The organism is Ramlibacter sp. AN1133, from assembly GCF_037890035.1.
In the GTDB taxonomy this organism is placed as follows: Bacteria; Pseudomonadota; Gammaproteobacteria; order Burkholderiales; family Burkholderiaceae_C; genus Ramlibacter.
Map to the genome: position 1 here is coordinate 157,996 of NZ_JBBKTQ010000004.1, position 21,007 is coordinate 179,002.

21 protein-coding genes are annotated in these 21,007 nt (G+C 71.8%); 15 read left to right on the plus strand and 6 right to left on the minus strand.

Translation table 11 applies throughout. The features are described 5' to 3' along the window. Nucleotides 1-21: 21 nt before the first annotated feature. Genes WG923_RS06995 through WG923_RS07005 form a run of 3 tightly spaced genes read left to right on the plus strand, consistent with a single transcriptional unit; the run spans nt 22 to nt 2,254 of the window. Entirely contained in the window at nt 22-750 is a 729-nt protein-coding gene (locus tag WG923_RS06995) for an ABC transporter permease (RefSeq protein WP_340350227.1), read from the plus strand. Beyond that, nucleotides 750-1,448, plus strand: a complete 699-nt coding sequence (locus WG923_RS07000) for an ABC transporter ATP-binding protein (RefSeq protein ID WP_340350228.1) — start codon at nt 750-752, stop codon at nt 1,446-1,448. Before WG923_RS06995 ends, WG923_RS07000 begins: the two co-directional genes overlap by 1 nt. Further along, nucleotides 1,445-2,254, plus strand: a complete 810-nt coding sequence (locus WG923_RS07005; RefSeq protein ID WP_340350229.1) for a substrate-binding domain-containing protein — start codon at nt 1,445-1,447, stop codon at nt 2,252-2,254. The genes WG923_RS07000 and WG923_RS07005 overlap by 4 nt, the downstream gene beginning before the upstream one ends. A 40-nt stretch (nt 2,255-2,294) precedes the next feature. Here WG923_RS07005 and WG923_RS07010 read toward each other — a convergent pair whose 3' ends face one another. Further along, nucleotides 2,295-3,569 (minus strand): ATP-binding protein, encoded by a 1,275-nt coding sequence (locus tag WG923_RS07010; RefSeq protein ID WP_340350230.1) that lies wholly within the window; start codon nt 3,567-3,569, stop codon nt 2,295-2,297. Between the two features lie 148 nt (nt 3,570-3,717). Between WG923_RS07010 and WG923_RS07015 the strand changes: the two genes are divergently transcribed. The 6 genes from WG923_RS07015 (at nt 3,718) to WG923_RS07040 (ending at nt 8,867) form a co-directional block, all read left to right on the plus strand. Then, nucleotides 3,718-4,578, plus strand: a complete 861-nt coding sequence (locus tag WG923_RS07015) for an STAS domain-containing protein (RefSeq protein WP_340350231.1) — start codon at nt 3,718-3,720, stop codon at nt 4,576-4,578. Between the two features lie 120 nt (nt 4,579-4,698). Then, nucleotides 4,699-5,163 (plus strand): Spy/CpxP family protein refolding chaperone, encoded by a 465-nt coding sequence (locus WG923_RS07020; RefSeq protein WP_340350232.1) that lies wholly within the window; start codon nt 4,699-4,701, stop codon nt 5,161-5,163. 20 nt (nt 5,164-5,183) lie between these two features. Next, nucleotides 5,184-5,873: a response regulator transcription factor gene (locus tag WG923_RS07025; RefSeq protein ID WP_340350233.1), complete on the plus strand. Its 690-nt coding sequence runs from the start codon at nt 5,184-5,186 to the stop codon at nt 5,871-5,873. Beyond that, nucleotides 5,866-7,173, plus strand: a complete 1,308-nt coding sequence (locus WG923_RS07030) for a sensor histidine kinase (protein ID WP_340350234.1) — start codon at nt 5,866-5,868, stop codon at nt 7,171-7,173. Before WG923_RS07025 ends, WG923_RS07030 begins: the two co-directional genes overlap by 8 nt. 16 nt (nt 7,174-7,189) lie before the next feature. Beyond that, on the plus strand, nt 7,190-8,116 hold the full coding sequence (locus WG923_RS07035) for a DUF5996 family protein (protein WP_340350235.1): 927 nt from the start codon (nt 7,190-7,192) through the stop codon (nt 8,114-8,116). 1 nt (nt 8,117) lies between these two features. Further along, the gene (locus tag WG923_RS07040; protein WP_340350236.1) at nt 8,118-8,867 is read left to right on the plus strand and encodes a GNAT family N-acetyltransferase; all 750 of its coding nucleotides are present in this window, start codon (nt 8,118-8,120) and stop codon (nt 8,865-8,867) included. A gap of 169 nt (nt 8,868-9,036) precedes the next feature. Here the strand turns inward: WG923_RS07040 and WG923_RS07045 are convergent, their stop codons facing one another. Next, nucleotides 9,037-10,536 (minus strand): ABC transporter permease/substrate-binding protein, encoded by a 1,500-nt coding sequence (locus WG923_RS07045; protein ID WP_340350237.1) that lies wholly within the window; start codon nt 10,534-10,536, stop codon nt 9,037-9,039. 99 nt (nt 10,537-10,635) lie between these two features. Between WG923_RS07045 and WG923_RS07050 the strand changes: the two genes are divergently transcribed. After that, on the plus strand, nt 10,636-11,118 hold the full coding sequence (locus WG923_RS07050; protein ID WP_340350238.1) for a hypothetical protein: 483 nt from the start codon (nt 10,636-10,638) through the stop codon (nt 11,116-11,118). Between the two features lie 6 nt (nt 11,119-11,124). On the opposite strand, the gene modC is transcribed toward WG923_RS07050, so the two are convergent. The 4 genes from modC to WG923_RS07070 form a co-directional block, all read right to left on the minus strand. Then, complete coding sequence (gene modC, locus WG923_RS07055; protein WP_340350239.1) at nt 11,125-12,207, minus strand: molybdenum ABC transporter ATP-binding protein; 1,083 nt, start codon at nt 12,205-12,207, stop codon at nt 11,125-11,127. Then, a complete protein-coding gene (gene modB, locus WG923_RS07060) occupies nt 12,204-12,887 on the minus strand; it encodes a molybdate ABC transporter permease subunit (protein ID WP_340350240.1) in 684 nt (227 codons plus the stop codon). Before modB ends, modC begins: the two co-directional genes overlap by 4 nt. 12 nt (nt 12,888-12,899) lie before the next feature. Beyond that, nucleotides 12,900-13,661 carry a molybdate ABC transporter substrate-binding protein gene (gene modA, locus WG923_RS07065; RefSeq protein ID WP_340350241.1) on the minus strand — a complete coding sequence of 254 codons (762 nt, stop codon included), beginning with the start codon at nt 13,659-13,661 and terminating at the stop codon, nt 12,900-12,902. A gap of 83 nt (nt 13,662-13,744) precedes the next feature. Continuing rightward, nucleotides 13,745-14,872, minus strand: coding sequence for a sigma-54-dependent Fis family transcriptional regulator (locus WG923_RS07070; protein WP_340350242.1), 1,128 nt, complete (start codon nt 14,870-14,872; stop codon nt 13,745-13,747). A gap of 184 nt (nt 14,873-15,056) precedes the next feature. Here WG923_RS07070 and WG923_RS07075 point away from each other — a divergent pair, with 184 nt between their 5' ends. The 5 genes from WG923_RS07075 to WG923_RS07095 all read left to right on the plus strand — a co-directional run bounded on the left by WG923_RS07075 (nt 15,057) and on the right by WG923_RS07095 (nt 20,986). Then, entirely contained in the window at nt 15,057-15,530 is a 474-nt protein-coding gene (locus tag WG923_RS07075) for a (2Fe-2S)-binding protein (protein WP_340350243.1), read from the plus strand. Nucleotides 15,531-15,562: 32 nt separating this feature from the next. After that, nucleotides 15,563-17,935, plus strand: coding sequence for a xanthine dehydrogenase family protein molybdopterin-binding subunit (locus WG923_RS07080; RefSeq protein ID WP_340350244.1), 2,373 nt, complete (start codon nt 15,563-15,565; stop codon nt 17,933-17,935). 24 nt (nt 17,936-17,959) lie between these two features. Then, a complete protein-coding gene (locus WG923_RS07085; RefSeq protein WP_340350245.1) occupies nt 17,960-18,754 on the plus strand; it encodes an FAD binding domain-containing protein in 795 nt (264 codons plus the stop codon). A 127-nt stretch (nt 18,755-18,881) separates the two neighbouring features. Beyond that, nucleotides 18,882-19,790 carry an AAA family ATPase gene (locus WG923_RS07090; RefSeq protein WP_340350246.1) on the plus strand — a complete coding sequence of 303 codons (909 nt, stop codon included), beginning with the start codon at nt 18,882-18,884 and terminating at the stop codon, nt 19,788-19,790. Between the two features lie 17 nt (nt 19,791-19,807). Continuing rightward, entirely contained in the window at nt 19,808-20,986 is a 1,179-nt protein-coding gene (locus WG923_RS07095) for a vWA domain-containing protein (protein ID WP_340350247.1), read from the plus strand. The last annotated feature ends 21 nt before the right edge of the window (nt 20,987-21,007 follow it).

The following is a 21,007-nucleotide window of genomic DNA, read 5'->3' on the forward strand; positions in this document are numbered from 1 at the left end:
GAGGCCTTAGCATCGCGGCCCATGAACACCTTCCAGGAGAGCCTCGCGCGGGCCCTCCAGCTCGTCGCGGCTGGCGACGCGGCGTTGTTCGCGATCGTCGCGCGTTCACTGGCGGTCAGCGGCGTGGCCTGCCTCATCGCCTGTGCCTTCGGCCTCGTGCTGGGCGCCTGGCTCGGCGTGGCCCGCTTCCCCGCGCGCGGCGCGGTGGTGACCGTGCTGAACACCTTCCTGGCCGTGCCCTCGGTGGTGGTCGGCCTCGTCGTGTACCTGCTGCTTTCGCGCAGCGGGCCGCTGGGCTTCCTCGGCTGGCTGTTCTCGTTCAAGGCGATGGTCGTCGCGCAGGTGCTGCTGGTCTTGCCGGTGTGCACGGCGTTGACGCGCCAGGTGGTGGAGGACGCCGAGCGTGCCAACGGCGAGCAGCTGCAGTCGCTCGGAGCGGGCGGGGCGCTGCGCAGCCTGCTGCTTGCCTTCGACGAGCGCTATGCGCTGGTGACGGTGCTGCTCGCCTGCTTCGGCCGCGCGATCTCGGAAGTGGGCGCGGTGATGATCGTCGGCGGCAACATCGAAGGCTTCACCCGCGTGATGACCACGGCGATCGCGCTGGAGACCAGCAAGGGCGACCTGCCGCTGGCGCTCGCCCTGGGCCTGGTCCTGCTCACCGTGGTGCTGGGGCTCAATGCCGCCATCGCGCTCGTCACGCGCTGGCGCGGCGCGCATGCCGAAGGCGTGGTGCTGGCGGGGGCGGCCTGATGTCCGGCTGGATCCAGCTGAAGGGCGTGGACCTGAACTACGGCGCGGTGCGGGCCCTGCGCGGCGTGGACCTGCGCATCGCGCCGGGCGAGCGGGTGGCCCTGATCGGCACCAACGGCTGCGGCAAGAGCACGCTGCTGCGCGTGCTGGACGGCATCCTGCGCCCTTGCGCCGGCTCGATCGTGCGCGACGTGCGCCTGCGCCAGTCCATGGTGTTCCAGCGGCCCTTCGCGCTGCGCGCCTCGGTGCTGTTCAACGTGGCGCTGGCGACCTGGCTGCGCGGCACGCGCTGGCGCGCCGCGCAGGAGCAGGCCCGGCTGGCGCTGGGCCGCGTGGGCCTCGCCGGCGTGGCGCTGCGCAACGCACGCACGCTCTCCGGCGGCCAGCTGCAGCGCCTGGCGCTCGCGCGCGCCTGGAGCCTGAAGCCCGACGTGCTGCTGCTCGACGAACCCACGGCCAGCCTCGATCCGCACGCCAAGCGCGAGGTCGAGGCGCTGATGGAGGACTTCGCGCATGCCGGCATGACGCTGGTCTTCGCCAGCCACAACCTGGGGCAGGTCAAGCGCCTGGCCACCCGCGTGGTCTACCTGGAGCAGGGCCGCGTGCTGGCGGACCTGCCGGTCCACGCCTTTTTCAACGGCCCGCTGGGAGAAACCTCGCGCGAGGCCGAACTGTTCGTCAAAGGAGAATGGGGATGACCTGCACGCGCCGCCTGCTGTGCGTCTTCGCCCTTGCCGCCGCCGCCGGCGGCGCCTGGGCGCAATCGACGCTGGTGATGGCCTCGACGACTTCCACCGAGCAGTCGGGCCTGTTCTCGCACCTGCTGCCCGCATTCGCGCAGGCCACCGGCATCACCGTGAAGGTGGTCGCCGTCGGCACCGGGCAGGCGATCGACATGGCCCGGCGCGGCGACGCCGACGTGCTGTTCGTGCACGACCGCGTCGCGGAGGAGAAGTACGTGGCCGACGGCTACGCGCCGCAGCGCTACCCGGTCATGTACAACGACTTCGTGCTGGTGGGCCCGAGGGCCGATCCCGCCGGCGTGAAGGGCAGCGACATCGTCGGGGCGCTGAAGAAGCTCGCCGCCGCCAATGCGCCCTTCATCTCGCGCGGCGACAAGAGCGGCACCGATGCCGCCGAAAAGCGCTTCTGGTCGCAGGCGGGCCTGGCGAGCCGCGGCAGCGGCTACAAGGAATGCGGCTGCGGCATGGGGCCGGCGCTGAACATGGCCGCGTCGAGCAACGGGTACGTGCTGGCCGACCGCGGCACCTGGCTCAGTTTCAGGAACCGGGGCGATCTCGCGGTCCTGGTGGAAGGCGACCGGCGCCTGTTCAACCAGTACGGCGTGATGCTCGTGAGCCCGCGGAAATTCCCGCACGTGAAGGCCGCCGAGGCGCAGAAGTTCATAGCCTGGGTCACCTCGCCGGCGGGCCAGCAGGCGATCGCCAGCTATCGCATCAACGGCGAGCAGCTGTTCTTCCCGAACGCGGGCACCTCGAACTGAGGTCGACGCCGGGAACACGCCCGGCGGGTCCCTTCGCGATTCAGGCCGTCGCCGGTTGCGCGATCAGCGGCAGGCGCACCGTGAACGTGCTGCCCCGGTCGAGCCCCGCGCTCGCGACGCTGACGTCGCCGCCATGGCTGGCCACCAGGTGGTGCACCAGGGTCAGCCCGATGCCCAGGCCCCCTTCCATGCCCGGCGGCCGGGTGTCGCCCTGCACGAACAGGTCGAACACGTGCGGCAGGAACTCGCCCGGGATGCCCACGCCGTTGTCGATCACCCGCACCACGGCCTGGCCCTCGCTGCGCAGCACGTCGACCGCGATGCGGCCATTGCGCGGCGTGTAGCGCGCCGAGTTCTGGATCAGGTTGCACACCACCTGCGTCAGCCGCGAGCGGTCCGCGCTGATCCACAGGGGCTCGGGGTGCAGGTGCAGCTCCATGTCGTGCGCCTTGGCCGCGATCGCGCCCCCCGTCATCTCCACCGCCTCGGCGACCAGCGCGTTGAGTTCCGAAGGCTGCTTGTGCAGGTCCGCCTTGCCCTGGCTCACGCGCGCGACGTCCATCAGTTCTTCCACCAGCCTGGTGAGCTGCTTCGTCTGGCGGCCCATCACGTCGCAGCGCCTGAGCAGTTCCTCGGCGCCGAGGTCGGGCCGGCGCCGCAGGATGGTGAGGGTCAGCTCCAGGGTCGAGAGCGGGCTGCGCAGTTCGTGCACCAGGGTCTTGACGAACTGGTTCTTGCGGTCGTCGGCCTGTTCGAGCGCCGCCTGCTTGCGCTGCAGTTCCTGGTGGATGCGCAGCAGCTCGCGGTTCTGCTGCTGCAGCTCCTGCACGGCCGACACCGGGCGGCGGCGCCGCAGTTCCGCGGCGAGCTCCTCGATGTCGCGCGGCGACAGGGGCCGGGCGCCGCGCGGCAGGTCCGTCTCCAGGCGCACGACGGTGCCTCCGGGGGGCGAGGACCGGATGTCCAGGCGGTCGACCAGCCGGCGGCTGCCCGGGATGCCGCTGGAGATGCGGCCGTTGGCCAGGACCTGGCCGCTTAACGCGGCCTGGATGTCCGCGATGCCCGGCCCTTCGTCGCTCACCTGGGCGACCAGGCACTGCCCCTGGTCCGGGGGCGCCGACGGCTCGACGAAGAACTCCACGGAGCCGCCGCGCGCATGCTGCAACGCGTTGCGCGCGATCTCGGAGACGGCCGTGGCGAGGCGTGTCTGCTGCAGGCCCTCGAGCCCGACGAGCTTGGCCGCCTCGCGCGAACAGGTGCGGACGCCGGCAAGCTCGAACTCGGACAGGCGAAGGCTCAGGATGGGACTGGACATGGCGCGCGCGAGGGCGTCTGAGCTTCGGCTCCCCACTGTAACCGCAATGCCCCGCCGCTGCGGGACGCGAGGGCGCCGGTTCCCGGCCCAGCCACGGCGAGGCAGGCGGACAGACCATAATGGGCCTCAACTCCGGATCGGCGCCACCATGAATGAGGAAACGCGGTTCGTGCTCGGGCTCATCGCCGGGCGCGAAGACGAGGTGCTGACGCAATGGGTGCAGGAGGCCGGAGGCGCTTCGATCCGCCTGAGCGATGGCGCGCGCCGCGCCATGCGGGGCGAAGCCGAGCAAGCCCTGGGGGCGCTCAGCCGCTGCCTCGCGGCAGGCGGCGAACCGGGCAGTTTCGATTCCATGCCGTGGGCCGGCCTGCGCGATGTGCTGGAGGCGCTCTCCGGCTCGCGGGCCGCGCAGGGCCAGTCCGCCGGCGACACCAGCTTCTTCGTACTGGCCTTGAAGCGCCCGCTGTTCTCCGGCATCGAGAAAGCGCTGGGCGGGCGGCAGGAGGGCCAGATGGCCGCCGTGCGCTCGATCTCCACCCTGGTCGACAGCATGGCGCAGTGGACGGTCTCGACCTACCAGCGCACCCGCGAAGACCTGATCCAGCGCCAGCAGACCGACCTGCTGGAACTCTCCACCCCCGTGATCAAGCTGTTCGAGGGCGTGCTGGCGGTGCCCATGATCGGCACGCTCGACTCGAACCGGACGCAGGTCGTCATGGAGACGCTGCTGCAGCGCATCGTGGACACCGGCGCGAAGCTGGCGATCATCGACATCACCGGCGTGCCGACGGTCGACACGCTGGTGGCGCAGCACCTGCTCAAGACCGTGAGCGCGATCCGCCTCATGGGTGCGGAGTGCATCATCAGCGGCATCCGGCCGCAGATCGCGCAGACGATCGTGCACCTGGGCATCGACCTGCACGGGGTGGCCTCGAAAGGCACCCTGGCCGACGCGCTGCAACTTGCGCTGGACCAGCTCGGGTACACGGTGACGCGCCGCGCGGCCTGACGCGCGCGCCCACCGGCGGGCGGCTGAAACAAAACGAAAAGAAACGAGACCGCGGGGCGATGACCGGCCCGCGCGCGGCAGGCATCGTCGTGCTCCTGTCCATCGCTGCAAGGAGCAAGCATGAAACCCTGGATCCGCCGCGGCCTCGCCGGCCTGTTCGCCGTTCTCACCCTGGGCGCGCTGAGCGGCTGCGGCCACTACCGCGACCACGCCGGCTGGAGTGCCAGCCCCGAGGAGCAGGCGCGGCACCGCGCCCACGTGGTCGACCGCGTCGCTTCCCGCCTCGAGCTGGACGAGGCGCAGAAGGCGAAGCTCGCCGTGCTGGTGGAGAAGCTGCAGGCGCAGCGGGCGGCCTGGGCGGGCCAGCCGGATGCGCGGGCGCAGTTCCAGGGGCTGGTGGCCGGCGACAAGTTCGACCGCGCCGGCGCCCAGGCCCTGCTGCACAAGGCCACGGCCGCGATCGAGACGCGCAGCCCCGAGGTGATCGCGGCCTTCGGCGATTTCTTCGACAGCCTCGACGCGCGCCAGCAGGGCAAGGTGCGCGAATTCCTGCAGCACCGCCGCGGCTGGTGGCGCCGGGGCTGAGGCCGCGTGACAATGGCCGCATGCCCCGCATCCTGCTGATCGACGACGACCAGGCGCTGGGCGAGCCGCTGGCCGCGTACTTCGAGCGCTTCGGCTTCGCGCTGGTGCAGGCCCTGCGTCCCAGCGCGGGGCTGGCGCTGCTGCGGCAGCAGCGCTTCGATGCCGCGATCCTCGACGTGATGCTGCCGGAGCAGGACGGCTTCGCGCTGTGCCGCGCGATCCGGGCCGAAAGCGACATCCCGATCGTCATGCTCACCGCCCGCGGCGAGGTGATGGACCGCGTCGTCGGCCTGGAGCTCGGGGCCGACGACTACCTGCCCAAGCCCTTCGAGCCGCGCGAGCTGGTCGCCCGCCTGCAGACGGTGCTGCGGCGGCGCACGCCGCGCGCGAGCGACGGCTGCCTGCATTTCGACGGCCTGGTCATCGACCCGGTCACGCGCACGGTGCAGCGCCAGGGCGAGGCGGTGGAGCTGACCAGTACCGAGTTCGAGCTGCTGCTGCTGCTGGCCCGCCAGCCGGGCCGCGTGTTCGGCCGCGACGAGATCCTCAACCTGCTGCGCGGCCACGAGGCCGACCTCTACACGCGGGCCGTCGACATCCTGGTCAGCCGCCTGCGGCGCAAGCTGGAGCCGCTGGACCCGATCCGGACGCTGCGCAACGCCGGCTATGCGCTGGCGCTGCGGTCCGCGCAAGGACCTGCCCATGCCTGAGGCCGCGGTACTGCCGGCCGGGCCCGCCCGCGGCTGGCATCGCCGTGCGCACTGGCGCCTGCAGCACTCGCTGCGCGCGCGTCTCGTCCTGCTGTTCCTGCTGCTGGCGCTGGGCATCACGGCGGCCTTCCTCGCCGGCATGCAGGCGGCGCTGGGCACCGGCTGGCGCGGCGCCGTGCGGCCGCTGCTGGGCGACTACGTCGACCGGCTGGCGGCGGAGATCGGCTCGCCGCCCAGCGTGGAGCGGGCGCAGGCGCTGGCGGCCAAGCTGCCGGTCACGATCGCCATCGATGGGCCCCTCGTGCACTGGCGCAGCCACCCCGGTGCCGACCGTCATGGGGCGTGGGCCGGGCAGGAGGACAGCCTCGTGGCCCGCAGCACGGTCGACGGCCATCGCATCAGCTTCGGCCTGAGCCTGCGGCCCTGGCAGGAGCGGCCGCGCCGCATCGGCTGGTTCACGCTGGCCGCGGTGCTGCTGCTGACCGCGGTGGCCTACCACGCGGTGCGCCGCCTGCTGCGGCCGCTGGACGACATCCGCGCGGGCGCGCAGCGCTTCGGCCGCGGCACCTTCGACGCGCCGATCCCGATCCGCCGGCGCGACGAGCTGGGCGACCTCGCTGCCGACGTCAACACCATGGCCTCCAGCATCCACCAGATGCTGGAAGCCAAGCGGGCGCTGCTGCTCGCGATCAGCCACGAGCTGCGCAGCCCGCTCACGCGCGCGCGCCTGCACACCGAGCTGCTGCCGGAGCAGGGCGAGGCCGGCACGCGCCGCGCGGCGCTGCTGCGGGAGCTGCAGGAGATGGCGGACCTGGTGACCGACCTGCTGGAGAGCGAGCGGCTCGGCCAGGGACACGCGGCCCTGCACCGCGAGCCCACCGACCTGGCGGCGCTGCTGCGCGAAGTGTTGCAGGATGCGGCCGTCGACCTCGAAACCGATGCCGCACTGCCGCTGCTGCCGCTGGACCGCGCGCGCATGCGCCTGCTCGCGCGCAACCTCGTCGACAACGCGCTGCGGCACGGCGATGCCGCGCGGCGTCCGCAGCTGCGGCTGGCCGCGCGCGAGGGCGGGATCGTCCTCACCGTGCGCGACTTCGGCCCCGGCGTCGACGAGGCCGTGCTGCCGCACCTGGCCGAACCCTTCTTCCGCCCGGACGCCGCGCGCGAGCGCGCCACCGGCGGCGTGGGGCTGGGGCTCTACCTGTGCAAGATGGTGGCGCAGGCCCATGGCGGCCGGCTCGAACTGCGCAACGCGCAGCCGGGGCTGGCCGTCGACGTCGTCCTGCCGTTGCCGGCCTGAACTCCCGGAGAACCGCATGAGCCTTTCACGCGACGCCTGGCCCCCGCTCCCCCTGGCCGAATGGGAGGGCACGCACGCTGGCCTGCACCGCTGGATGCAGGTGGTGGGCAAGCTGCGGCTCGCGGCCACGCCCTGGACCAACCACTCCTGGCATGTCGCGCTGGCACTCACGGCGCGCGGCATCACGAGCGGCCCGCTGGCTTGCGGCGAGCGCTTCTGGCAGGCGGAATTCGATTTTGTTGCGCACAGGCTGGCGCTCTCGGTGAGCGACGGGTCCACGGCCGCCGTCCCCCTGCAGGCGCAATCGGTGGCGCAGTTCCATGCCGGCGTGCGCGAGGCCCTTGGGTCGCTGGGCATTCCCTGCGAGATCCGCACGCAGCCTTGCGAGATCGCCGGTGCCGTGCCTTTCGAGCAGGACATCGAGCCGCGCCCCTACGACGGGGAGGCGGTGCGGCGCTGGTGGCGCATCCTGCTGCAGGCCGACCGCGTGCTGCGCGTGTTCCGTGCGCGTTTCGCCGGCAAGTGCAGTCCGGTGCATTTCTTCTGGGGCGCCATGGACCTCGCGGTGACGCGCTTTTCCGGCCGCACGGCGCCGCCGCATCCGGGCGGCGCACCGCACGTGGCCGACTGGGTGATGCGCGAGGCCTACTCGCACGAGGTGAGCAGCTGCGGCTTCTGGGCCGGGCCCGGGCTCGGGTACCCGGCCTTCTACGCGTACGCATACCCCGAGCCGGAAGGTTTCGCGCAGTGGGCGGCGTTGCCGCAAGGCGCGTTCTACAGCCAGGAGCTGCACGAGTTCATCCTGCCCTACGACGCCGTGCGCGAGGCGGCGGATCCCGATGCGGTCCTGCTCGCCTTCCTGCAGTCCACCTACGAGGCCGCGGCGGAACGCGGCCACTGGGACCGGGCCGCGCTGGAATGCGAGCTGTCCCGCCGCACCTGAAATGCACGACATCGAAGCGATCGAGCGCGCGACGCTGGCGGCGGTGCCGCCGCGCGGCCAGGAGACCTGGAACGACTGGCTGCTGGCCTTCGACGCCGGCACCGTGGGCCGCTGCCACAGTGCCACGCCCTTGCGCCACGAAGCGCCTGCTGCGCGAACGCTGGCCGGCCTCGAGGAGCGCTATGCGGCGCAGGGCCTGGCGACGGTGCTGCGCGTGCCCGAGCTGCCGGCCTTCGATGCATTCCGTTCGCAGCTGGGCGCAGCCGGCTACGTCCGCACCAAGCCGACGCTGGTGCAGGCCGGGCGGGTGGGCGAACTCGCCGGCGGCATGCCGCCCGCGGTTGACGTCCAGCTCGCGCCGACCGCGGCGCCCGACTGGGAACAGGTGTTCCTGGGCGAGGGTTTCGATCCGGTGGATGGCGCGAGCCGCCTGGCGATCCTGCGCCGGGGTGCCGATTCGGTGTTCGCCAGCGTGCGCGAGCAGGGCCGCACGATCGCCGTCGGCGCCGCGTGCTTCAGCCACGGCTGGTGCGGCGTGCACGGCATGCGCACGCTGCCGGCGCACCGCGGCCGCGGCCTCGCCGGTGCGGTGCTGTCCGCGCTCGCGCGCCGCGCGCAGGAACGTGGCGTGCAGCGCTGCTTCCTGCAGGTGGAAGAGGGCAATGCGCGGGCGCGCTCGCTCTATGCCGGCCGTGGGTTCACGACGGCGTGGGGGTATGCGTACTGGAGGAAGGAAGAAGCCAAAACCTGACAGCCGAACGCAGAGGGCGCAGAGGTTACGCAGAGGACGCAGAAGAAATCCTTTCAAGTTTTCTTGTCTTTTCTGCGTCCTCTGCGTAACTTCTGCGCCCTCTGCGTTCGGTCTTTGGTTTTTGCCAGGGCAATGCGCCGGCGCTCTCGCTCCGTGCGCCAACCCGGCGCTAGGCCCGCGAGCGCCGCAGCCAGCGCTCGATGCCATCGAAGACCCACTGCGTGAGCAGGGCCAGCACCGCGGCGGGCACCGCTCCCGCCAGCATGAAAGCGGTGTCGTTCACGGCCAGTCCCGCGACGATGCGCTCGCCGAGCCCGCCCGCGCCGATGAAGGTCGCCACCGTCGCCAGGCCCACGTTCAGGACGGCTGCCGTCTTGATGCCGGCGAAGATGGTGGGCGCGGCCAGCGGCAGCTCGATGCTGCGCAGCACCTGGGCGCCGCGCAGTCCCAGCGCCAGGGCCGCCTGCCGCATGGCGACGGGCACGGAGGCCAGCCCCGCGTGCGTGTTGCGCACGATCGGCAGCAGCGCATAGACGAACAGGGCGAGCAGCGCGGGCACGAAGCCGATCGTGCCGACGATGGCGATCAGGAAGGCGAGCAGCGCCAGCGAAGGCACGGTCTGCACCACGCCCACCAGCCCCATCAGCGTGCCGGACCAGCGCGGATGGCGGTGCGCCAGCACCCCCAGCGGGACACCGACGGCGACCGCGATCGCCAGCGAGGCGAACACCAGCACCAGGTGTTCGCGCAGCAGGCGCGGCAGGTCGGGCGCGAACAGGCGCTCGACGAAGCCTTGGCCGTGCGCCGCGGCCGCAGGGGTGTTGCCAGCCGGCTGCCCGCGCGCCAGGAACTCGCGCGCCACCGCCTCGAAGGATCGGCCGTCGATCTCCACCGCCCCGTTCATGGCGCGCATGGCCTCGTCGTCGATGCGGCCGGCGAGCGCCGCCAGCGGACGCTCGTCGACCGTAGCGCGCATCAGCAGCAGCGCGTCGTAGCGGGGGAAGAAGTTGCGGTCGTCGCGCAGCACGCGCAGCTTCAGCCGCGCGATCTGCGCATCGGTCGTGTAGGCGTCGACCACATCCACCTGCTTCGCCGCCAGCGCCTGGTAGGCGAGGCCGTGGTCGAGGCCGCTGCCGGTCGCCAGGCGCAGGCCGTAGGCGCGCTGCAGCGCGCTCCAGCCGTCGGCGCGGACCATGAACTCGTGCGACAGGCCCAGGCGCAGCGGGGTCTGCGTGCGCGCCAGGTCCGAGATCGTGGCGATGCCCAGGCGCTGCGCGTCGTCCTCGCGCATCGCGAGCGCGTAGCTGTTGTTGAAGCCCAGCGGCACGCCCACCTTCAGCCCGCGCGGCGCGAGGGCCGCGTTCAACTGCGCGAGCGAGGGCGAGCCCTCCTGCTTGAGCAGCTCGCGCACGATGGTGCCGGTGTATTCGGGATAGACGTCGATGCCGCCCGCAGCCAGCGCCTGTTCCATCACCGCGGTGTTGCCCAGGCCCTGCTTGTGCACCGCCGCCACGCCGCCGGCCACCAAGGCCTGGCGGACGATCTCGCCGAGGATGTAGCTTTCGGTGAAGCGCTTGGAGCCCACCACGACCGGCTCGGCCGCCCGCGCGGGCATGCCCAGGCCCGCGAGCGCGAGCAGCAGCGGCAGGAGCAGGCGGGCGGCGGCCATGGGTCGCGGAAGTATCGCGGACAAAGCCCGGCAGCGGAAAGCGGCCCCCTTGAACTTCGGCGCCGGAGCAGCCACATTGCGCTCATTGCCGGAGCCCCCATGACCTTCTTCTCCCTCGTCCTCCTGTTGCTGCTGGCCGTGGCCGTCGCGGTGATCTGGTCGCTGCTGCGGCGCCGGCCGGCCGAAACGCCGCCGCCCTCGCCGTACGCGCGTGACGACGCCTTCGGCCGCCCCGACCCGGCCTGGGGCCGCGGCGTCCCGCAGCAAGGCGGCCTGCCGCCGCCCGCGGGCGGGCTCGGAGGGTCGGTCGCCGGCGGGCTGGCGGCGGGACTCGCGCTGGGCGCCGGCGCCGTCGCCGCGCAGGAAATCGGCCGCCGCATGTTCGAGCACGGCCCCGAAGGGCAGGGCAGCCATGCGGCCGACGCGCCGCCGGCGCACCACGACCAGAGCCATTCGGAGCTCGCCCGCGACGCCGGCATCGGCGCCTTCGAGCCCGCGCAGGATCCGCAGGGCCTGGCGGACTTCGGCGATCCCGGCTGGGACGACGCCGGCGGCGGCGACGACGGCGGCTGGGAGGCCTGAAACCCTTCAGCCGACCAGCGCCGCGGACTTCACCTGCGCCCAGACGCGGTCGCCCACCTCGATCTTCAGTTGGTGCACCGCCCGCGCCGTGACGCGCGCGAGCAGCAGCGAGGCCCCGCAGGCGAGTTGCACCGTCACCTGCGACGGGTGCCCCGCCGGCGCGATCGCCCGCACCTGGCAGGGCAGCACGTTCTGGATGCTGCTGCCGTGGGGCGGCTCGCGCACGATGCTGACGTCGCGCGCCAGCACGCGCACCCGCACGGGCCGCCCGGCGCTCAGGCCCGCGTCGCTGACCCACAGCGTGCCGCCGGCAAACATGATCCGCGCGAGGTGCCAGCGGGCGTCGACTTCCTCCACCTCGCCTTCCAGCAGGGCGGCCGCCTCCTCGCCGGCCAGCAGCGGCAGGTCCACCCGCGCGAGCGTCTCGGCCAGCGGACCGTCGGCGATGCAGTGGCCCGACTCCATCACCACGAGGTGGCTCGCCAGCCGCGCGACCTCGTCGGCCGCGTGCGTCACGTACAGCATCGGCACGTGCAGTTCGTCGCGCAGCCGCTCCAGCCACGGCAGGATCTCCTTGCGGCGCGCCACGTCCACCGCGGCCAGCGGTTCGTCCAGCAGCAGGATGCGGGGCTGGGTGGCGAGCGCGCGGGCGATGGCAACGCGCTGGCGCTCGCCGCCGGAAAGCTGGTCGGGACGGCGCGCCAGCAGGTGGCCGATGTCCAGCATCGAGGCCAGGGCGGGCAGGTCGAAGCCGCCGCTGCCGCCGCCGCGGCGCTTGAGGGCGAACGCGAGGTTGCCGCGCACGTCCAGGTGGTCGAACAGGCTGGGTTCCTGGAACACGTAGCCCAGGGGCCGCTGCCAGGGCGGCAGGAAGACGCCGGCCCCGCTGTCCTGCCAGACCTGCCCCTGCACCACGATGCGGGCCTGCGGCGGCCGCTCGAGGCCGGCCAGGCAGCGCAGCAGGGTCGTCTTGCCCGAGCCCGAGGCGCCGTACACCGCGGTGATGCCGCGCGGGGGCAGGGCCAGGTCCACGTCGAGCGTGAAGCCGCCGCGCGCCAGCACCGTGCGGATGACGATGGGCTGGCTCATCCCACGACGCGCGTGCTGCGCCGGTTCATGCGGGCCAGCGCCAGCAGCACGGCGAAGGAGAACAGCACCATGCCGGCGGAGAGCCAGTGCGCCTGCGCATATTCCAGCGCCTCGACGTGGCCGTAGATCTGCGTGGAGACCACGCGCGTCTGCCGCGGGATGTTGCCGCCGATCATCAGCACCACGCCGAATTCGCCCACGGTATGCGCGAAAGTAAGCACGGCGGCCTGCACGATGCCGGCGCGCGCCAGCGGCAGCACGACGTGGAAGAAGGTGTCCAGCGGCGCCGCGCGCAGGGTCGCCGCCACTTCCAGCGGCCGGCGGCCGACCGCCTCGAAGGCGCCCTGCAGCGGCTGCACCGCGAACGGCAGCGAGTACAGGATGGACCCGAGCAGCAGCCCGCCGAAGGTGAAGGGCAGCAGCCCCAGCCCCAGGGCCTGCGTGAACTGCCCGCCCCAGCCCTGCGGGCCGAAGGCCACGAGCAGGTAGAAGCCGAGCACCGTCGGCGGCAGCACCAGCGGCAGCGCGACGAACGCGGCGACCGGCGCGCGCAGCCGCGAAGAGGTGCGCGCGAGCCACCACGCGAGCGGGGCCGCCAGCAGCAGCAGCAGCACGGTCGTCGAGCCCGCCAGCTTCAGCGTGAGCCAGATCGCCTGCAGGTCCTCGCGCGCGATGGGCATCCGCCGGGTCGGTCAGTGCCTGCCGACGTCGTAGCCGAAGCCGCGCAGCGTCGCGCGGGCCGGCTCGCTCTTCAGGTACTCGAGGAAGGCGAGGGCGGCCGCGCTCGTGCGCCCGCCATTGAGCAGCACCACGTCCTGCTTGATCGGCGCGTGGTAGTGCGCGGGGACGATCCAGCCGGAGCCCCTGCCGATGCGGCCGTCGCTCATCACCTGCGACAGCGCGACGAAGCCGTAGGAGGCATTGCCGCTGGCGACGAACTGGAAGGCCTGGCCGATGCTTTCGCCCTGCACCAGGGCGGGCTGCCAGGCGGCGAGCACGCCGAGGTGCGTGAGCGTCTGCATGGCCGCCGCGCCGTAGGGCGCGATGCGCGGATCGGCGATGGCGAGCTTGCCGCGCGGCAGCTGCTTGAGCACGTTGCCCTGCGGGTCCACCCCATGCGGGTCGAGGCTCCAGAGCACGAGGCGGCCCACCGCGTAGGTGAAGCGGCTGCCCGGCACGGCGAGGCCTTCGCGCTCCAGCCGCGTGGGGATGTCGTCGTCGGCGGCGAGCAGCACCTCGAAGGGCGCGCCGCCGCGCAACTGCGCGTAGAAGCGGCCGGTGGAACCGAGCGCGGGCACCACTTCGTGGCCGGTGGCGCGCTCGAAGTCGGCGGCGATCTTCTGCAGGGGCGCCGCCATGTTGGCAGCCACCGCCACGCGGACCTGCCCTGCGTGGAGCATGCCGGCCGCGAGGATCGCGGTGGCGAAGGCGAGGGCGCGGGGGAGGTGCGTCATGGTCCAGCTGGTGGGGGGAGTATATGGACCATGAACGATTTGCCGCGCCGGCGCATTCCCCTCATCCGCGCGGGGACACGCAATCAGTCACGCGCCGGCGGCTTCTGCGAGAGTTTCCGGTACACCGTCGCCCGGCTGATGCCCAGGGCGCGCGCGGCTTCCATCACGTTGCCGCGGGCGTCGTTCACCGCCTTGCGGATCAGCGCGATCTCCATGTCGCGCAGGGGCAGGCGCGAGCCGCCGCTGGCGCGCGGGTCGCCCGCGGCCTGGGCCAGGCAGCACAGCCGCAGGCCGGACCACAGGGGCAGTTCCACCGGCGTGTGTTCGCTCGCCCGCGCGATGTCGTACAGGGGTTCCCAGGGCTGGGCGAACAGCTCGCTGCAGTGCACGGCGCCGGTGGCCACGTGGGCCAGGCCGGCGAGCATCTGGCGCGCGGCGCCGTTGCTGCCCGTCACCCAGCCGTCGCGGTCGAGGCAGACGATGCCGTCGTCGTCGTCGCCCAGCAGCCGGCCGGGCCAGTTCAGGCGCAGCACCAGCTTGTGCGGGCGCGAGAGCGTCAGCGCGTTCTCGATGCTGCGCGCCGATTGCGCGACCAGGTGCTTCAGCTCGGGCCGCTCCGCGGCGTCGATGCCGGTCAGGTCCAGCATGCCCACGCACTTGCCGTCCGGCCCGAACAGCGGCGCGCCGGCACAGCTGTAACAGCTCGTGTCCTGGAAGAAATGTTCGCCGCGGTGCAGCCACACCGGCTGCAGCTCCGACAGCGCCGCGCCGATCGCCGTGGTGCCGACGGCGCGCTCGGACAGGTCCACCCCGATGCGCGCGATGGCCTGGGCCCGCGGATCGCTGGCGTCGATGGGGCCGTGGGCGTCGATCACCACGCCGTCCTTGTTGGTGAGGATCGCGAAATAGCGCGTGCTGGCGATCGCACGGCCGAGCTGCTCGAGCACCGGCCGCGCCGCCGCCGCCAGCGTGTGGTTCGCTTCCTCCACGCGCCGCGCGTGCTGCGGCGCGACGACGTCGAAGCCGACGGGGTCGTCCGGGCGCTGGCCGCTTTGCAGGCAGCGGTTCCAGGAGCGCTCGATCCAGGCGCTGTCGTACCACGCCTGGACGATCACATCGGTCATGGAGCGCCCTTCGGCCAGCACTGCCTGGCGTGCGCGCTCGATCTGCTGCAGCCTCTCGTGGGCCGCAGTCGTTCTTGGAACGTTCATGGGGGCCGCTCCTTGTCTCCTGGGCACAGTGTTCGGCGGCTCGCTGACGCAAGCCTGTCCGCGCCTGTTCCAAATTGAGAATTTCGCTGCAGTGTCCACCCAACCTAGGGTTTCGCCTAGCCAGTGCCCCCATGCCCAATTCAACAATGCCCATCCCCGGAGTTCCTTCTCAGGAGACAGTTACATGCTGGTTTCATTCAAAGTCAACGGGAAGGCCGCGTCACTGGACGTCGCGCCGAACACCCTCCTGGTCACGGCGATCCGAGAACACCTGCGCTTGACCGGCACCCACGTCGGCTGCGACACGGCGCAGTGCGGCGCCTGCACCGTCATCGTCGACGGCCGCGCCATCAAGTCCTGCAACACCCTTGCACTGCAGCATCCGGGCGCCGAGATCACCACCATCGAGGGCCTGGCCCAGGCCGACGGAACGATGCACCCCATGCAGGCCGCCTTCAAGGAATGCCATGGCCTGCAGTGCGGCTTCTGCACGCCCGGCATGGTGATGAGCGCGCTCGACCTGTGCAAGAACACCCCCAACGCGAGCGAGGAACAGATCCGCGAGCAGCTCGATGGCAACCTGTGCCGCTGCACCGGCTACCAGAACATCGTCAAGGCGGTCCAGCAGGGCCAGGCGGCGATGGCATCCAAGGCCTGAGCAGCGCAGTCCAGACAAGAAGGAGACAAGCCATGGGTGCATCCGATTTCGCCAAGCTGCCGCACATCGGCGAGGCGGTCCGCCGCAAGGAGGACTACCGCTTCCTCACGGGCTCCGGCCAGTACACCGACGACATCAACCTGCCGAACCAGCGCTACGCGGTGTTCGTGCGCTCCCCGCACGCGCATGCCAACATCCGCGGCATCGACACCTCGCGCGCCGCTGGGATGCCGGGCGTCGCCAGGGTGTTCACCGGGCAGGACGTCGCCGGCAAGATGAACGGCCTGCCCTGCGGCTGGCTGATCACCAGCACCGACGGCACGCCGATGAAGGAGCCGCCGCACCCCGTGCTGGCGCAGGGCAAGGTGCGCTACGTGGGCGACCACGTCGCCATGGTCGTGGCCGACACGCTGGAGCAGGCGCGCAATGCGGCCGAGGCGGTCGAAGTGGACTACGACGTGCTGCCCGCCGTGGCGGACGTGCGCGACGCCGCCAAGGGCACCGCGCTGCACGACATCGCGCCCGACAACCGCTGCTACAAGTGGGCCATCGGCGACAGGAACGCGGTCGATGCCGTGTTCGCCAAGGCGCACCACGTCACGAAGCTGGATCTCGTCAACAACCGCCTGGTGGCCAACCCGATGGAGCCGCGCGCGGTGGTCGCCGCGTTCAACCGCGCCAGCGACGAATACACGCTGTACGTCGCCAACCAGAACCCGCACGTCGAACGCCTGCTGATGACGGCTTTCGTGCTGGGCCTGCCCGAGCACAAGGTGCGCGTGATCGCGCCGGACGTCGGCGGCGGCTTCGGCTCCAAGATCTACCTGTACGCCGAGGACGTGGCGCTGACTTGGGCGTCCAAGCAGCTCAATTGCGCGATCAAGTGGACCTGCGACCGCAGCGAGGCCTTCGTCTCCGACGCGCACGGCCGCGACCACGTGACGCACGCGGAACTGGCGCTGGACAGCCAGGGCAAGTTCCTCGCGCTGCGGGTGCACACCGACGCCAACCTGGGCGCGTACCTCTCCACCTTCGCCAGCGCAGTGCCGACCATCCTCTACGCGACGCTGCTGGCCGGCCAGTACACGACGCCGCAGGTCTACGTGGAAGTGGACGCCTGGTTCACCAACACCACGCCGGTCGACGCGTACCGCGGCGCGGGCCGCCCCGAGGCCACCTACCTGCTGGAGCGCATCGTCACGCGCGCGGCCTGGGAGATGGGACTGCCGCAGGACGAGATCCGCGAACGCAACTACATCACCCAGTTCCCGTACCAGACGCCCGTCGCGCTGCAGTACGACACCGGCGACTACCATGGCGCGCTGTTCAAGGCCAAGGCGCTGGCCGACGTCAAGGGCTTCGAGCAGCGCCGCAAGGACAGCGAGGCGAAGGGCCTCAAGCGCGGGCTGGGCTACAGCAGCTACATCGAGGCCTGCGGCATCGCGCCGTCGAACATCGCGGGCGCGCTCGGCGCGCGCGCCGGCCTGTTCGAATGCGGCGAGATCCGCGTGCATCCCACCGGCAGCGTCACGGTGTTCACCGGCTCGCACAGCCACGGGCAGGGCCACGAGACCACCTTCGCGCAGGTGGTGGCGGCGCGCCTGGGCATCCCGGTCGAGAACGTGGACGTGGTGCACGGCGATACCGGCCGCGTGCCCTTCGGCATGGGCACCTACGGCTCGCGCTCGATCTCGGTCGGCGGCGCGGCGATCATGAAGGCGCTGGACAAGATCGAGGCCAAGGCCAAGAAGATCGCGGCCCACCTGATGGAGACGGGCGACGGCGACGTCGAATTCGCCGACGGCGAGTTCCGCGTCAAGGGCACCGACAAGAAGGTGACCTTCGGCCAGGTGGCGCTGACGGCCTACGTGCCGCACAACTATCCGCTCGACAAGCTGGAGCCGGGCCTGAACGAGACCGCGTTCTACGACCCGACCAACTTCACCTTCCCGGCCGGCACCTACATCTGCGAGGTGGAAGTCGACCCCGCCACCGGCCGCGTGCGCCTGGACCGCTTCACGGCGGTGGACGACTTCGGCACCATCATCAACCCGATGATCGTCGAGGGCCAGGTGCACGGCGGGCTGGTGCAGGGTATCGGCCAGGCGCTGATGGAGAACTGCGTGTACGACCGCGAGACCGCCCAGCTGATGACCGGCTCCTTCATGGACTACACCATGCCGCGCGCCGACGACTTCCCGAAGTTCACGCTCGACACGGTCTGCACGCCCTGCACGCACAACCCGCTGGGCACCAAGGGCTGCGGCGAAGCGGGGGCCATCGGCTCGCCGCCGGCGGTGATCAACGCGGTGCTCGATGCGCTGCGCGACCTCGGCGTGAAGGACCTCGACATGCCCGCCTCCCCGCGGCGCGTGTGGGAAGCCATCCAGGCCGCCAAGCCCTGAACGAACACGAAGGAGACAAGATCCATGTACACATTCACCTTCGAACGTCCCACCTCGGTGGCCGATGCGCAGCGCGCCGCGCAGGCCGGCAATGTCAAGGTGCTGGCCGGCGGCCAGACCCTGCTGGCGTCCATGAAGCTGCGGCTGGCGAACCCCGAGCAGCTGGTCGACCTGGGCGGCATCCCCGAGCTGGCGGGCATCCGGCGCGAGGGCAACAACATCGTGATCGGCGCGATGACGCGGCATGCCGACGTCGCGGCCAGTGCCGACGTCAAGTCGGCCATCCCCGCGCTGGCGGAGCTCGTGGGCACCATCGGCGACCGCCAGGTGCGGGCCATGGGCACCATCGGCGGCTCGGTTGCCAACAACGACCCGGCGGCGGACTATCCCGCGGCGGTGCTGGGGCTGAACGCCACGGTGCAGACCACGCAGCGCAAGATCGCGGCCGACGACTTCTTCCAGGGCCTGTTCACCACGGCGCTCAACGAAGGCGAACTGGTCACGGCGGTGAGCTTCCCCATCCCGAAGCGCGCGGCCTACCAGAAGTTCCGGCAGCCCGCCTCGCGCTTCGCGCTGGTCGGCGTGCTGGTCGCGCAGACCGACAGCGGCGTGCGCGTCGCGGTCACGGGCGGCGGCAGCGGCGTGTTCCGGCACCAGGGGCTGGAGCAGGCGCTGGGCAAGAGCTTCACGCAGGCCTCGGCTGCGGCGGTGAAGATCGACGCGGGCGCGCTCTCGGGCGACCTGCACGGCAGCGCGGAGTACCGGGCCAACCTGATCTCCGTGCTGACGCAGCGCGCGGTCGCGCAAATGGGCGGCTGACGGCGATTCCCTCCCTCCCCCTCCGGGGGAGGGTCGGGGTGGGGGCGCTCCGCGCGCTGAATCGGCAGCAGGAGTGCCCCCACTCGAGCCCTCCCCCGGAGGGGGAGGGAGCCAATACCAGAACTCCATGAGCGCATCGCCCTTCCCCTCCATCGCCGCCCTCCAGGACGCCCTGCAAGCCGCCGGCTACTTCGCCGAGCGGCGCCTGGCCACCGCCGTCTTCCTGGCGCTCAAGCTGCAGCGCCCGCTGCTGCTCGAAGGCGAGCCCGGCGTGGGCAAGACGGAGCTGGCCAAGTCGCTGGCCGTGGCCCTGCAGCGCACGCTGCTGCGCCTGCAGTGCTACGACGGGCTGGAGCTGCGCGAGGCGCTCTACGAGTGGAACTACGCCGCGCAGCTGCTGCACATGCGCGCCGCCGAAGGCCGCGAGAGCGCCGAACAGATCGAGCGCGAGGTCTACCAGGACCGCTACCTGATCCGCCGGCCGCTGCTGCAGGCGCTGCAGGCCCCCGAGCCCGGCGCCGTGCTGCTGATCGACGAAGTCGACCGCGCCGACGAACCCTTCGAGGCCTTCCTGCTGGAGTATCTGGGCGAGTACCAGGTCAGCATCCCGGAGATCGGCACCATCAGCGCCCGTGCCACGCCGGTCACCATCCTCACCAGCAACCGCACGCGCGAGCTGAACGACGCGGTGAAGCGCCGCTGCCTCTATCACTGGCTGGAATACCCGGAGCGCGACCGCGAACTGGCGATCGTCCGCGCCCGCGTGCCCGAGGCGAGCGAGGCGCTCTCGCGGCAGGTCGCGCAGTTCGTCGGCCGGTTGCGCAGCCAGCCCTTCGCCAATGCGTTCCAGCGCGCGCCCGGCATCGCCGAGAGCGTGGAATGGGCCAAGGCCCTGGTCGCCCTGGACACGCTCACGCTCGATCCGGAAGTGGTGACCGACACCGCCGGCATCCTGTTCAAGCAGCGCGAGGACGTGGCGGCGCTCACGCAGGAACTTGCGGCCGAGCTCCTCAAGCCCGAGGCCGAGCCGGCCTGAGGCGGCAGCGTGCGCCCATGACGACCCTCGGCGACGCACGCACCGGCAAGCTCGCGGACAACATCGCGGGCTTCGGCCGCGCCTTGCGCCGGGCCGGCCTGCGCGTGGACAGCGCGCGCATCGCGCTGGCGCAGGAGGCCGCGCAACTGGTCGGCGTGGACGACAAGGGCGATCTCGGCGCGGCGATGGAGGCGGTGCTGGTGACGCGCGAGCAGGAGCGCGCCGTGTTCCGCGAGCTGTTCGAGGCCTATTTCCGCGACCCGGAGCTGGCGCACAAGCTGCTTGCGCAGATGCTGCCCTCGCAGAAGAGCGCGCCCAGGCCGCAGCGGCGCCCCCGCGTGGCGGAGGCCCTGTCGCCGCAGAAGCGCTTCGGCGGTGCCGAGCGCAAGCCGGACCAGGAAGTGGAGTTCGATGCCGCGATGACGGCCAGCGCGCTGGCGCGCCTGAAGCATGCGGACTTCAACTCCCTGTCCGCCAGCGAGTTCCACCTGGTCGAGAGGCTCGCGCGCGATGTCGCGATGCCGGTGCCGGAGATCGAGATGCGCCGCATGCGGCCCGGCATGCGCGGCAAGCAGCTGCACTGGGCGCGCACGATGCGCCACGCCGCCCACACCGGCGGCGAGCTGATGGTGCTGCGGCGCATGCAGCGCAGCCGCGAACCATTGCCGCTGCTGGTGCTGGTGGACATCTCGGGCTCCATGGAACGCTACGCGCGCCTGCTGCTCGCCTTCCTGCATGCGGCCACGCGCGCCCATCGCCGCCGCGACGTGTTCGCCTTCGGCACGCACCTCACCGACCTCACGCCGGCCTTCCGCCTCGGCGACACCGACGCGATGCTGGCCGCCGCCAGCGCCAGGATCGACGATTTCGCCGGCGGCACGCGCCTGGGCGAATCGCTGGCCACGCTGCGGCAACGCCATGCACGCCGGCTGGTCGGGCGCCGCAGCCTGGTGATGATCATCAGCGACGGCCTCGATACCGGCGAGCCGGAGGACCTGGCACGCGAACTGGACTGGCTGACGCACCGCTGCCGCCGGCTGCTGTGGCTCAACCCGCTGCTGCGCTTCGAGGGCTATGCTCCGCTCGCGCGCGGGGCGGCCGTGCTGCACCGGCATGCGCACGGGATGCTCGCGGTGCACAACCTGAGCAAGCTGGAAGAGCTCGCCGCGAGCCTCGCCGCGCTGCTCGCTCGCTAGGGACCTGGAGAGAACGACAAC

Excerpts from the sequence above, each read along its gene's own strand:
- WG923_RS06995 (WP_340350227.1), top strand. The coding sequence starts at position 22 with ATGAACACCTTCCAGGAGAGCCTCGCGCGGGCCCTCCAGCTCGTCGCG.
- WG923_RS07000 (WP_340350228.1), top strand. The coding sequence starts at position 750 with ATGTCCGGCTGGATCCAGCTGAAGGGCGTGGACCTGAACTACGGCGCG.
- WG923_RS07005 (WP_340350229.1), top strand. The coding sequence starts at position 1,445 with ATGACCTGCACGCGCCGCCTGCTGTGCGTCTTCGCCCTTGCCGCCGCC.
- WG923_RS07010 (WP_340350230.1), bottom strand. The coding sequence starts at position 3,569 with ATGTCCAGTCCCATCCTGAGCCTTCGCCTGTCCGAGTTCGAGCTTGCC.
- WG923_RS07015 (WP_340350231.1), top strand. The coding sequence starts at position 3,718 with ATGAATGAGGAAACGCGGTTCGTGCTCGGGCTCATCGCCGGGCGCGAA.
- WG923_RS07020 (WP_340350232.1), top strand. The coding sequence starts at position 4,699 with ATGAAACCCTGGATCCGCCGCGGCCTCGCCGGCCTGTTCGCCGTTCTC.
- WG923_RS07025 (WP_340350233.1), top strand. The coding sequence starts at position 5,184 with ATGCCCCGCATCCTGCTGATCGACGACGACCAGGCGCTGGGCGAGCCG.
- WG923_RS07030 (WP_340350234.1), top strand. The coding sequence starts at position 5,866 with ATGCCTGAGGCCGCGGTACTGCCGGCCGGGCCCGCCCGCGGCTGGCAT.
- WG923_RS07035 (WP_340350235.1), top strand. The coding sequence starts at position 7,190 with ATGAGCCTTTCACGCGACGCCTGGCCCCCGCTCCCCCTGGCCGAATGG.
- WG923_RS07040 (WP_340350236.1), top strand. The coding sequence starts at position 8,118 with ATGCACGACATCGAAGCGATCGAGCGCGCGACGCTGGCGGCGGTGCCG.
- WG923_RS07045 (WP_340350237.1), bottom strand. The coding sequence starts at position 10,536 with ATGGCCGCCGCCCGCCTGCTCCTGCCGCTGCTGCTCGCGCTCGCGGGC.
- WG923_RS07050 (WP_340350238.1), top strand. The coding sequence starts at position 10,636 with ATGACCTTCTTCTCCCTCGTCCTCCTGTTGCTGCTGGCCGTGGCCGTC.
- modC (WP_340350239.1), bottom strand. The coding sequence starts at position 12,207 with ATGAGCCAGCCCATCGTCATCCGCACGGTGCTGGCGCGCGGCGGCTTC.
- modB (WP_340350240.1), bottom strand. The coding sequence starts at position 12,887 with ATGCCCATCGCGCGCGAGGACCTGCAGGCGATCTGGCTCACGCTGAAG.
- modA (WP_340350241.1), bottom strand. The coding sequence starts at position 13,661 with ATGACGCACCTCCCCCGCGCCCTCGCCTTCGCCACCGCGATCCTCGCG.
- WG923_RS07070 (WP_340350242.1), bottom strand. The coding sequence starts at position 14,872 with ATGAACGTTCCAAGAACGACTGCGGCCCACGAGAGGCTGCAGCAGATC.
- WG923_RS07075 (WP_340350243.1), top strand. The coding sequence starts at position 15,057 with ATGCTGGTTTCATTCAAAGTCAACGGGAAGGCCGCGTCACTGGACGTC.
- WG923_RS07080 (WP_340350244.1), top strand. The coding sequence starts at position 15,563 with ATGGGTGCATCCGATTTCGCCAAGCTGCCGCACATCGGCGAGGCGGTC.
- WG923_RS07085 (WP_340350245.1), top strand. The coding sequence starts at position 17,960 with ATGTACACATTCACCTTCGAACGTCCCACCTCGGTGGCCGATGCGCAG.
- WG923_RS07090 (WP_340350246.1), top strand. The coding sequence starts at position 18,882 with ATGAGCGCATCGCCCTTCCCCTCCATCGCCGCCCTCCAGGACGCCCTG.
- WG923_RS07095 (WP_340350247.1), top strand. The coding sequence starts at position 19,808 with ATGACGACCCTCGGCGACGCACGCACCGGCAAGCTCGCGGACAACATC.